Origin of the sequence: Thalassoglobus sp. (assembly GCF_048270125.1) — a bacterium.
Lineage (GTDB): Bacteria > Planctomycetota > Planctomycetia > Planctomycetales > Planctomycetaceae > Thalassoglobus.
The window spans coordinates 256,202-269,303 of record NZ_JBLWTN010000007.1; the positions used below are offsets into that span (position 1 = coordinate 256,202).

5 protein-coding genes are annotated in these 13,102 nt (G+C 50.7%); all 5 read left to right on the forward strand.

Features of this window, described 5'->3' with window-relative positions:
- The first annotated feature begins 193 nt into the window (after window positions 1–193).
- The 5 genes from ACN0YR_RS11210 to ACN0YR_RS11230 all read left to right on the forward strand — a co-directional run bounded on the left by ACN0YR_RS11210 (window position 194) and on the right by ACN0YR_RS11230 (window position 12,840).
- The gene (locus ACN0YR_RS11210; protein WP_417849305.1) at window positions 194–1,840 is read left to right on the forward strand and encodes an arylsulfatase; all 1,647 of its coding nucleotides are present in this window, start codon (window positions 194–196) and stop codon (window positions 1,838–1,840) included.
- Window positions 1,837–4,326 carry a GDSL-type esterase/lipase family protein gene (locus ACN0YR_RS11215; protein ID WP_417849306.1) on the forward strand — a complete coding sequence of 830 codons (2,490 nt, stop codon included), beginning with the start codon at window positions 1,837–1,839 and terminating at the stop codon, window positions 4,324–4,326. Before ACN0YR_RS11210 ends, ACN0YR_RS11215 begins: the two co-directional genes overlap by 4 nt.
- A 442-nt stretch (window positions 4,327–4,768) precedes the next feature.
- Window positions 4,769–5,326 carry a DUF2179 domain-containing protein gene (locus ACN0YR_RS11220; RefSeq protein ID WP_417849307.1) on the forward strand — a complete coding sequence of 186 codons (558 nt, stop codon included), beginning with the start codon at window positions 4,769–4,771 and terminating at the stop codon, window positions 5,324–5,326.
- Between the two features lie 2,239 nt (window positions 5,327–7,565).
- Window positions 7,566–9,131, forward strand: coding sequence for a cysteine--tRNA ligase (gene cysS, locus ACN0YR_RS11225; protein WP_417849308.1), 1,566 nt, complete (start codon window positions 7,566–7,568; stop codon window positions 9,129–9,131).
- Between the two features lie 439 nt (window positions 9,132–9,570).
- Window positions 9,571–12,840, forward strand: coding sequence for a YCF48-related protein (locus ACN0YR_RS11230; protein WP_417849309.1), 3,270 nt, complete (start codon window positions 9,571–9,573; stop codon window positions 12,838–12,840).
- Window positions 12,841–13,102 lie beyond the last annotated feature (262 nt).

A 13,102-nucleotide genomic window follows, 5' to 3' on the forward strand; every position in this document is an offset into this window, starting at 1 on the left:
AGCGAATTGAGACGTTCAGAGTTCGATGGCGATGAAGCGTTCAGCGGGGAATTCGTCATGAGTGCCCTGCTCTGCCCTGCAAACACGTCATTCATTTTGTTATGACTATGTTTGTTGAAAATGCTTGATGAAAATGCACGCCGCGAATTTGCTGGTCCATGACTCAACGACCAGCACGAAGGGAATTTCGAAAATGAAAAATCTGCAGGCGCTGACTTTTGATTACGGCTGGTTCAGGCATTTTGCAGCTTTCGCTTTGTTGAGTTACCTGGCTTTCGCTGGGCAAGATTTGATCGCCGCTGATGATCGGCCAAACATTGTGTTGATCATGGCAGATGATCTGGGGTATTCGGACCTGGGATGTTATGGCGGCGAGATTGAGACACCGAGCATTGACCGGTTGGCAGCAGAGGGGCTGAAGTTTTCGCAGTTCTACAACTGTGCCGTTTGCCGAACATCGCGTGTCGCTCTGTTGACTGGTCTCCATCCGCGACGTGTTAAAGGACGGATGCTTCACGATAACATGACAACACTTGGCGAAGTCGTGAAGTCAGCGGGCTATCGTACCAGCCTCATCGGGAAATGGCATTTCCCGGTCACCAAGCCACAAGATCGAGGTCGACTCCCGACACGTCGTGGATTCGATCGTTACTACGGTCTTGCAGCAGGCTGTTGCAACTTCTTTGATCCCGCGAAGCCGTTTCCCGATTATTATCAGGGGCAGGGGCCGGAACCGTTTCTTGATCAAGAGACTCCAATCACGGAGTTCCCCGAAGATTATTACACAACGGATGCGTTCACTGATCGTGCGGTCGAGCAAATTCAGGAGTTCACCGAGGCAGAGAAAAAAACGCCCTTCTTTCTGCATGTCTGCTACAACGCTCCGCACTATCCGCTACATGCCAAACCGAAGGACATCGCCAAGTATCAGGGGCGTTTCGATGATGGCTACTTCGCCATGCGTGAACGGCGTATCGAACGACTCAAGGAACTTGGCCTGATCAAGCAGGATTGGAAATTGTCAGAACCTGACCCGCAGCAGAGTCGACTGACTTATGACTATGAAATCACCCCCTGGGAGGAGGTCGAAAATCTTGCACGTGAACGACGTCGGATGGAAGTTTACGCAGCGATGGTCGATTCGATGGATCAGGGAATAGCACGTGTGATGGAGGCGCTTGAACGGAGCGGGATTGCAGAGAACACTTGCGTGATTTTCTTGTCCGACAACGGTGGCTGCGCTTCGCATTCGGGATATCGAAACGTCGAAGTCCAGAAGGCTCACGAAGCGTATAACAAAGAACTTCCTGGCAGCATCGACACTTACGACTATGTGGCTCAAGGATGGGGCTGGGCACAGAACGCACCGTTTCGTCGCTATAAGGTTTGGACGCACGAAGGCGGAATTTCGACGCCGATGATTGTCCGCTGGCCGAAGAAGATTCGTGCAGGGACGTTGACGCATCAAGTCGGGCACATCGTCGACTTCATGCCGACAATCATCGAAATGTCAGGGGCGACGTATCCAGAATTTCGTGAAGATGTCGCAGTGTTGCCAGCAGATGGAGTCAGCCTGTTGCCTGTCTTCGAAGGCAGGCAGCGTGCCGATCATGATTCTCTGTTCTGGTATCTGTACGGGAATCGCGCCGTGCGAAAAGGAAAATGGAAACTGGTTTGGGGGAGCAATGTGAAGAAGTGGGAACTCTTCGACATGGAGGCAGACCGAACTGAAACCAATGACCTCGCTGCCGAGAAACCGCAGATTGTGAAAAAGCTGGAAGCAGAGTGGCTGCAATGGGCCAGGAAAACCGGCGCACCGCTGAAAGGAAATGCACTATGATCAACTCTCTTGCACGGACCTTGAGAATCGTCATCGCGGTCGGTTTTGTCGCGACTTCTACGACAACTCTCTTCGCCCAGAAGCTGACCACGATTGTCGCCTTTGGAGATTCCACAACTGCTGTCCGTGGAAATTTGAAAACCTATTCCAGATTTCTACAAACAGGACTTTCACGAAGTGATGTTCCCGTGCGAATCGTCAACGCAGGCATCGGTGGGAATAATACTCAGCATGCGAGGGCGCGCTTCGAGAAGGATGTTCTTTCGCATGACCCGGATGTTGTGATTATTCAATTCGGAATTAATGACGCTGCTGTTGATGTCTGGAAGACTCCACCTGCGACGCAACCACGAATCGCTTTGAAAGAGTACGAAACGAACCTGCGGCACTTCATCACTGAGCTTCGCAAACGTAATGTGAAGGTTATTCTTATGACGCCCAATCCTCTGCGTTGGACGCCGAAAATGCTCGAGATGTATGGCAAGCCCCCTTATCTTCCAGAAGAGAAAGATGGCTTCAATGTTCTGCTGAGAGAGTATTCAGAAGCTGTTCGCAAAATCGCCAAGGCTGAAGATGTCCAGTTGGTCGATATTGACCGAGCCTTTGATGAGTTCGGGAAAGCGAACGGAGAGTCCGTCGATGATCTCTTGCTTGACGGGATTCATCCCAACGAGCGTGGACATCGCCTGATCGCAGATGCACTGGTCTCCCTCCTGGCACCGGAAAAGCCACCTTTGAAGAAGCCCGTGTCGAAGAAGACGACGTTGTCGCATCCGGATCAATGGCAGAATGCAGCCGAGGCTGAACTTATTACGGATATGACTCTCTGCACACCCGCCGACGCTCTCTCTGATCGCCGGCATCATGATAAGTGGAAAGTGTTCGAGTATGAAACAGCCGATTTTTCTGGGAAGTGTGTCTCCATTGGTCGTGAATCTTCGGCTCCCGATCTGACCTTGAAGCTGGGCAAGAAAGGCTGGCACGCAGTTTATATCGGCTTGAGTTCAATCACCGATCTGGTACGTCCGGCGAAGAATAATGTCGAAGCGAAATTCACTAGCGACCCCGCTTACACTCGCTTGACGAATCGACAGGATCTGGCAGCTCGTCGGCGAGATGTGTTGGAAGAAGTCTTTCTGGGTGTTGTCGATTTGACTGACAACGATTTGCAGTTTTCAACAGTGCATCAAATGCCGGCGCGGATTCACTATGTCAAAACGATTCCCTTGAACGAGGAGGAAGTCGCTGCGCTGCTTGCAGATCGTGCCCAAACGGTCACGAAAACATCGGTGGCGACCTTCGACGGATATACGTGGATTCATCCTTTCCGCCCACAGAACCGAGCCGATCTGGCAGCGACCTTCTCAGCGTATCGCGACAGTGATTTCAAGACGTGGTGGTTTCAACTCGGCGGAGCGGATTTAGTGCATCATCCGAGTCAGGTGGGCAATCTGATGGGTGGGCATCTCGATACATTTCCTCGGAGTGTTGATCGCGAATATGTTGAATCGGTGCGTCACCTGCATCAACAAGGGATTGATCCGCTGAAGGTCGCAGCCGAAGAGGCACATGCTCAGAATGCTGAATTCTTCGTCTGCTTACGCGCGGCTGGCTGGAAAGCTGCCCCTCCCTGGGAGGAATTCTTTATGAGCGATTTTTATGAAGCTCATCCTGAGTGGCGCTGCATTGACCATGACGGCACTCCGACAATGCACCTCAGCTACGCAGCGGAAGAGGTGCAAGACCATCTCATCGAGGTCTACCGGGAAGCACTCAAGTGCGGGGCCGATGGGGCTGGATTCCTGTTTCACCGGGGGATGCCGATGATCCTCTGGGAAGAACCATTCTGCCAGCGATTCATAAAAGAATTTGGTGAAGACCCACGTAAACTGGCAGAGGACGATCCCCGTGTGTTTCAACTTCGGGCAAAGATTGTGACGGAATTTATTCGCAAAATCAGAGCAGTCCTCGATGAAACCGCAGCGACCCGCGATGATCCCAAAAAACGGCTTAAGCTTGCTGTTTCAACATTTTCAACACCCGCAGATAACAAGAATTTTGGATTGGATGTCGAACGCTGGATCGAAGAAGACTTGATCGATCAAATCGGGATCGCGTGGTTTGCTTACTACACCAGCGGACTGCGAACCAAAACGGGGGACACGCCCTACTATGCAAAAATCACTGAGGGAACGAATGTGAAGATCTTTCCCTTCTACGTCGGTTGGAAAATGAAATCCGCCGAGGTTTTGCAGCAGAGCGTCGCTCGCGATTACGACCACGGAGCTGACGGAATCGCAGTTTGGGATCCGAATCAATTCGTCAAATGGGAATCTGGCAAACATCCGTATTGGCCACTTGTCTCCAAGCTCGGCCATCGTCAACAAGTCCGCAACGGCTCATTGATCTACACCCCAGTAACAACCCCACTCACCAGACTCGGCGAAAACCACTACAGCCGCTGGTATCCCAACACCGGGTTTTAAACACATTCGTGTTTTTTTGTGTCCGTGAAATTCGCTTCTCGTGTGATGAAGCACTGGTGTCCACGAGACGGTTCGTGTAGATATTATTCAAAACGATTTTATAGCAAATCCGATCTTTTTCTTTACGTTCTGCCTCATTAGAGCATCTTTCGAAGTGGTTTGCAGGTTCTGCCTCGTGGCGAACAGCATTTTTGCTAGAGAAATGCGTTCTTCACGGGCAAACGGTAGAGCAAACTGCTCTAATCATCGAAATTTCAATGACGAAACCAGTTGCTCTTGGGCATGCGGTGGAGCGAATTTCTCTTGGAGGGCTGCGAGCAGGACCTGCAACTCAAACGATTGAGCCTCTATGTTATGATGTTGGAAGATTCGCCTGTTTGGCTCTTAATTGAAGCAGGCGAGAGTTCATTTCACACATAAAATTGAAAAGGTTCCCAGCTTCATGCCATGGTTTATCCCGATCCTCATTTTCTTTGCTCGAGTTTGCGATGTCTCTCTCGGCACGGTGCGTACGATCCTCATGATTACTGGCCACCGGGCGCTGGCTGTCGTACTTGGCATCGCAGAGGTGACTATTTGGATTCTTGCCGTCGGAGGCGTGATGAAATATCTGAGCTACCCGTTGGCGGTCGTCGCCTACGCAGGCGGCTTTGGCGCTGGTGTGTTGATCGGGATGTTGATCGAAGAAAAGCTGGCTCTCGGATATCGAATGGTGCGGGTGGTCTCCAGAGTCGCAGATGTCGATGTCTCGGGTTTGCTTCGCTCTGAAGGTTACCGGGTCACACGCGTTGAGGGGAGTGGGATGATGGGGCCCGTGGAGATTGCCTTCACGGTGATCCGTCGGAAACAGTTGTCGCACGTCCGGAAACTCATGAAAGAGCACGCGCCCGAGGCGTTCCTCTCTGTCGAACGTGTGGAAGCGGCACAGAACGGACATGCAGTCGCCACTGACTCTCGCTTCGGGAAGTCGCTGCTGGGACGAATGGTCGTCCGAAAGTAGGCTGCGTCGATCTGCTGGTATTTTCGTTGGCATCGAAACAACACCGGCAAAGGATACGGGGGGAGTGACAGTTCGAGTCAGAATTGCTTCCATGGAGACAGCCAATCTCCACGAGCAAGGGGAATTTTTCGCCCCCATTGGAATGGTGCCGAATATCCTTGAGCCAGAGTCGCCGTGATTTTGAGGATTGCCCTGATTTTTGATGGGAGGGTTTCTCAAGGATCGTTTTTCAGCATGCAGAAGGTCCATATTTCCTGGTCGCAGCCAGCAAGAATGACAACGTTTACCCTGCCAGCGAATATCTTCACTGACGCATAAATCTGTCTCGGGAAAAACTGTCGCATCAAGTTGACGCAAAGCTTCTGGAAGTCAGTCCAGTGTTGCGTCACCGATGCTTCTCTTCCCCCCCCCTGGTGAAGCTAATTTGGGAAGAGTGAGAGCTTCATTCTGCCCTGCTCAGAGATCTTAGTGATCGTTTTGTGCCTTTTGAAAAGAACGATTCAAGAAGCACCCAAAACCTGATGGCCTGTTCTTGCTTTCTCATTGAAAGAATTGCCGAAAGTTGATTGCTGCTCACCTTAACGTAGGGAAACCGGGCGAGAGAGAAAGGATAGATTCTCTCCAAAACTTAAATCTCCGTGCAATGTGTCGCAGGCAGGTGACACTGACGCAAAAGGCTGACTCAGTTTTTGGTCTCATCAAAATGATTGAGTAGTCGTGATGATGTGAAAAATGTCGTGCTGAGATCCAAAGCTCTTATGTATCAATGTGTTACGAATCGCGTCAGAGACAAACTTGACAGGTTAGGTACGAATGGGAACGGGCGTTGCGATTCAGGACGGGTGGAACACTAGGCTCACAGTCAGCGCCGATTGTGGGGACTCAACGCGGAAGCCGAGCGGCTGAGCATTAGAAACATGCTTAACCAATTTGAATAGAGGTGTTCCATCGGCTTATGACTTATAGGGAAGCTGTTATGCAACACATCTCAAGGATCTCGATCGCTTTGGTTGTTCTGGGTTTACTCGTTACTGCCAATGTCGCTGAGGCAGGTCTTACTGGGGGGGATCGCCTTCGCCCAGGTAAGGGGTTCCAAAACCGTCACAACTCACGAAACGTACAACGATCGACTCCGGTTCCGCGTTACTCTGTTCCGAGTTATTCAGCACCGAGCGTAAACGCGACAACACAACAAACTGCTCCAGAATCGACCTCGCAGAAGAGGTATTACATCTCAGCTCCAAGTTCCACGCCACGGTCCAATTGGTTTTTTGTGCCGAGACGTTTCCGTTAGAATGTTTTCGACTCTTGTTGAGTCCGTGAAGATCACTTTTGGACTTCATGGATTGCTCGCCACAAGTCAGAACGGGTATATCAATTTCAGGAAAACTGTAAGAAGGTCTGTTTGACGAATGGCAAGCTTGTTTTACAATTGTCGAGATGAGAGCAGTTTGCTCTACCGTTTGCCTGTGAAGAACGCATTTCTCAAGTAAAAATGCTGTTCGCTACGAGGCAGAACCTGCAAACCAATTCGAAAGATGTTCTAGTCATACTTAATAAATGACGCAGCCGCAAAATTTACGGCTCGTTAATGACAGTGAGAACGCCTCCGATCTTGATTCGGGGGCGTTTTTTATGTGTGCCGAGCATATTTGGCAGCCAGTAGGGGCCGTGAAGCTTTTGCGTCATGCATCGCAAAATGCACTCAAGTGCAGATTGCTTAGGTGGATGGAGTTCATCGGTCTCTGTGAGCGGTGGTATTCGCAAAGAATTGATGATGAAGATCAACGATTCTTAATCGCAGTCAACATGAACGTCACTCATCTGTGCACCAGCAATTTGCTTCGCGGACCCTACAAATGTCAGACTGTAGAGCCCATTCTCTCTCGGCTGAATTTCTCGAGCCGAACTCCGTCTGCAGTTTCAGGGGAACTTTCGTGGAACTTCCAAGCTCATAGGGACCGTTTTTCAGCATGCTGAAGGGCTGAGAGTCTGAAGTCAGTCCAATCTTGGCTTGCTTGACTCTGTTCGCTAATCTACCCGGATGATTTATTGACATTCAGCACTTTTGGTCCGTGGCGGACTCTGCGATAGTCATTAATTCAGATTCAAAATGATTTGACCCGGAATTCTCACCGACCTGCGGTGCTGCGTTCGTTTCGGGTTATCAACGAGTGAAACCGATCATACTGGTCAAAACACTACGCCCTCACATTTGATGTGACACGGAAGGTCAAAGATGTCGCTTCGCGTTTACAATACACTCACCCGCGAGAAGGAACTGTTTGAGACAATCGAGCCGGGAAAGGTCTCGATGTATTTGTGCGGGCCAACGGTCTACAAACCGGCTCATATCGGTCATATGGTCGGACCGGTCATCTTTGATACGGTCAAACGTTATCTCAGCTACAGCGGGTACGAAGTCACTTTCGTCATCAATATCACGGACGTTGATGACAAATTGATCAATAAGGCGACTGAACTCGGGATGGAAGTCAAAGCTCTCGCTGAGCAGATGACGCAGGATTACTTCGACAATCTCAATTCAATGGGTGTTGATTCGATTGATCATTTCCCGTACGCGACCGATTACATCAAAGACATGCAGGAGATGATTCAGGGACTCATCGACAAGGGGCATGCATACCCGCTGAACGGGGATGTTTATTTCAATGTGACCTCGGACGCTGACTACGGCAAGCTGAGTCGGCGCAGTGTCGAAGCGATGATGGCGGGAACACGCGTCGAATCTAATGAATCCAAGAAAAATCCTGCGGACTTCGCTCTCTGGAAAGGTTCTAAAGATGGAGAACCAGCCTGGGACAGTCCCTGGGGACCGGGGCGACCTGGATGGCACATTGAATGTTCAGTAATGAGCTGCAGGATTCTCGGTGAGTCGATCGACATTCATGGCGGCGGGCTCGACTTGATGTTCCCGCATCATGAGAACGAACTCGCACAGTCCGAGTCATCTTCTGGAAAAACCTTTGTCCGGTACTGGATGCACAACGGGTTGATGCAGTCCGGAAAAAACACCGGCAAAGTAGGTGGCGGTCACGATAAGCGGGGTGATAAACCTGCTTCGGAAAGCAATGCGGAAGAAGCTCAAATTGCGAACAAACTGGCTGGGTCCGCCGGGGCTGAGTCAGTCAAGACAGCGGTCTTTGCACATCATCATCCTGAAGTCGTTCGCTTCTTTTTGCTCTCGACGCACTACCGCAGCCCGATTGATTTCTCGCTGGAAAATATTGCGAATACCGAAAAGAGCATGGAAGGCTTTTACCGGATGTTCGAGAACTTCGAACGCATCACCGGTGAGTGTTTCTACGAGTTACCAGCACCGACGACTCGCGAGGAGACTACAGATCTTGCTGGGCTCGCTGAGGAGTCGAAAACAGTTCTGACCGATTTGCGAGACCGATTCCTCGAAGCGATGGATGACGACTTCAACACCGGCGGTGGGATTGGCCTGCTGTTTGAAATGCGGCGAGTCATCAATGGTTATGTCAGTCAAAACAAGCTCGAAGAGTCTTGCAGCGACGAACAGAAGTCTCAATTGAAAACCATGCTGGCGCTGTTCAAAGAACTCTCAAATCTTGTCGGAGTCTTCCGTAAGCCGATTGAGAAAGAATCTGGTGTCGACGACGAATTCGTCAACGGCCTGATGGACCTGGTGTTAGAGATTCGCAAGCAAATGCGAGAAGAAAAGAATTGGGCAGTCGCAGATAAAATTCGCGATGCCTTGAGCGAACTGAAAGTCGAAGTGGAAGATGGCAAAGACGGCGTCCGCTGGAGCCGTGGATAAGTCTGGTTCCTGAGACGAAACGAGAAACGGGGCAAATCAGGTCTTCGATGGTTCGTCATCGGTCTTGACGCTGGGAACGATTCTGCAATAGCTTCTCAATGACACTATTGACGGGATCGGTCTGCGCAGTGGATCGCGCGTTTCACTTAAGCAAATTCAGTCTTGGTCTTTACGTTCTGCGTTGTGGCGAACTGTCTATGAAGTCATGAGAAGTCATGAAGGTAATCTTCACGGGCACGGCAAGTATTAAAACCAGTCTGAAAACCTCTGGAATAGCCGCTTTTCTCAACGTTTGAGAGAACAGTTTCAAGTTTTAGGATCAGTTCAAAAATACTTGTGCTCCACGAGTCAGAGTCCGAATGCCAAATCGAAGAATGCCAGAGTGAGTAATAGCTGTCAGGAATTTTCCCGTTGGGAATCATCGATTGAGAGAACGAGCATGGATGCTAAAGATTTGAACAGTCGCGTGATCGGTACACTGTTATTTGCGCTCTTTCTCTGTCTGCCAGCTGAAGGCTTTCTCAACGCTCAAGAGCTGAATCTGAATGTTCAATCACAAGTTTCAGTCTCTCCTTCTCAGGATGATGCCACTCTGCATGATGTGACATTTGTTGGAAATGAAACAGGCTGGGCAGTTGGTGAGAAAGGGGCGATTTGGAAGACGACCAACGGCGGACGAAGTTGGACCTTCATTCATGCACATCCTCAACTCCAATCTTACACACTGGAAAGCGTTCATTTTCTTACGAACCGAGTGGGCTGGATTTCCGGTGGAACTGTCTCTCAGGTGGGCCGAGTGCATCAAGGGATTGTGCTTGCGACGACCGATGGGGGGGAGACCTGGACTGTGCAGTCTCACAACCAGTTGCCCTATCTCAGAACCATACAATTCTTCGACTTAGACCGTGGTCTGGCCGTTGGAGAAAGAACCGCCAAATATCCCTCTGGGGTGATGCAAACTTCGGATGGTGGTCAGACCTGGACCGCGATCCCAGCCAACAAAAATGCGACTTGGAATGAAGCTGCATTCTTCAATGGCGAAAATGGTTTCGTCGTTGGTGATGAAGGGGCTCAGTCGACATTTGCGAACGGAGCAATAATCGCGGGTGGAGGACAAATTGGCGGGCTGCGAGCGATTCGTGATATCAGTGTCGATTCGACCGGATCATGCTGGATGGTGGGCGATGGAGCATTAATGCTGACGAGTGAAGATCGCGGAGTGAGCTGGTCGCTTCCTGAATCGCGGCTTCCTAAAGAATTCGGCGACTTCTTTGACTTCAGTTGCGTTGCTCAAAAAGGAGGACATGTCTGGATCGCGGGGAGCCCCGGGGCGGTCATACTGCATTCTCCGAATGGTGGGCAGAACTGGGAAGTTCAATCGACCGGTGAGAGCGCCCCGCTAAAAAGTTTGCATTTCAGCGATGAGTATCATGGAATCGCGGTCGGGATGTTTGGGCGTATTTGTGTCACTGAAGATGGAGGACAAACCTGGAAGACGGTGCGAGGGAACAATCGTCGTCTCGCTTTCTGGGCTTTGCATGGTCACAAGAGTCGCGTTCCGTTGGGTTTCTTAACTCGTTGGTCGCGTGAAGCGGGTTACCGTTCTGCCGTCACTCTGACATCACGTCGCGATTTAGGTGTGGACTCTCATTTCGCCCGGCAGGATCGAGTTTTACTGGAACAGGCGGTTCTCGTCGCCGGTGGCAATAGTGCGGTGATTGACTGGCGATTACCGGTTTCGTTGCCCGGGTTGGATCGCGACGACGATAAACTTCTTGATGAATGGTCCAGTTTGACGGAAAATCGGCTGCAACAGGTTTTGCTGGGGAATCTGGTTGCTCAAATTCGAACCTGGAAACCTGATGTCATCTTGTTGGACGAACCTCCCAAGGATGATGCGGTGACAAAACTGATTCATCATTCGCTCCCGCAGGCTGTTGAGCAGGCCCAGGACCCCAACATGTATCCGGAACACTTCAAAGTTGGACTTGCTCCATGGAGTGTAAAGAAAGTTGTAATGGAGCGCGCTCCGGGTTTGAAGGGCTCGATTACTCAGGACAACTTTGAAATTCTGCCACATCTTAAAACAACACTCGATGTTGCCGAGAAACAGGCATCGTCACGATTGTTTAAAGAGTCGGACTCAACTATTTCAAATCGCGGTTACGAAGTCTTGTACCTTGCTGCGGGGTTGGAACTCTCGAAGGGGACTCTCTTCGGAGACTTGGGGATCTCGAAAGACTCTGACGCACGTCGAGATGTCCCTTCAATTCGATCGATCGACTACGATCGTCTGATCGATGAAGCAAAACATCGACGGACAATGACAGCGGTCACGCAGCGAATGATCGACAGTCCTCAACAGGGAGCACAGCTTCTTGCACAGCTTGGCGAAATTCTCAAACCACTTTCAGATGAACAGGCTGCCGCACAACTGGCAAATTTAGCTTTGAAGTATCGAGAGAGCGGTCAATGGAAACTGGCTGAAGAAACGTATTCGCAGCTGATCATTCACTATTCTCGGGAGCCCGCCGCACTGGATGCGATGTTGTGGTTGGTTGAGTATTCAACGAGTGCCGAGATGAATTGGCAGCGGTTGCGGACAATCAACGCGAGCAACTCCCAACTCCAGGTGGATCCGACAATCGTTCAGGCCAACTTTCAAAAGGCTCTCGACGTTGCTGCAAGAAATGCAACTGTCGCCGGGTTTGAGAATGAGGTTCGGCAACTCGATAGCCCTTTGGATGGGAACTCAAACCCATTGGTCCCCACACTCGGCAACTCCCCTGCTCTTCTCAATGGGGATACGACTGGTGCAAACCAGTACGAGATGCAGCTTCGTCGCTGGCAGGAAACAGCAGGCTTGATCGTTGAGGATATGTCGGCCGCGTATCCGCGTCTCTTCGAAAAGGATGAAATTCAATTCGTGGTCGCAGCTTTAATGCGTCGGCGAAAACAAGCACGTCGGGCAGACGAAATCTACGGTCGATACTTGCAGCGTTTGAACGATGATGACCCCTGGCACGTGGCAGCCAAGGGGGAGGCGTATTTAATTCGCCCCGGGGCGGTCTCTCCGAAACCGGTGGTTTCCTGCAAATCGACTCAACTCGCTCCTGTGCTTGATGGTCGAATCACTGACCTTTGTTGGTCGGAAGCGAATGAAATTCAGCTCGGGAAAGAAGCGACCGAAGCAGATTTCATTGGGACTGAGCAGGCACGCGGTGGGCAGGTTCAGATTGTTGAACGGAAACCGATCGTTATGTTCTCGCATGATCAAGAGTATCTTTACATTGGGGGAACTGTCCCCAAGAGCGATGAGATTGAGTATTCTGAAACTGAACAAGCTGGGCGTCCTCGGGATGCCGATCTCGGGAAGCATGATTACATCACCATTCAGTTCGATATCGATCGTGACTACGTCACGTATTACCGTTTCGATGTCGATCAACGTGGCTGGACTCGCGAAGCCTGCTGGGATGCCTGGGGGTACAATCCCGAATGGTTTGTGGCCGCTGCACAGGATGCAACAACATGGTCATTTGAAATTGCGATTCCAATCCAAGAACTCGTCGCTTCCGAACTGAACGTGAATCAGACTTGGGCGTTGGGCGTCACACGTGTTATCCCGGGAGTCGGGGTTCAAAGCTGGACGAACTCAGGCGGCGAAACACCTTTGCCACCCCGCTTCGGATTTCTTCGATTCGAATAAAGCATTTCCTATGTTTGTCGTCGCTGCAAAGGTCGCTTTTTCGACTTCATAGAGAATTTGCTACGAGGCAAAACGTGCGGGCCAGCGCTTTCTGTGAGGCCCTTTTCTGAGTGGGTCAGAATCTGCTCGAAGCCGAAAATCAGATGCTCTAGCCCGGATTTCCGGAGTCACTTGCGAATCGTATCTGGGACCGCCTTCGTGGATAGAAGCGGTTTCATTGACGATGTTTCTCTCAAAGTTCTTCTCAATGTCCGTGATTGAC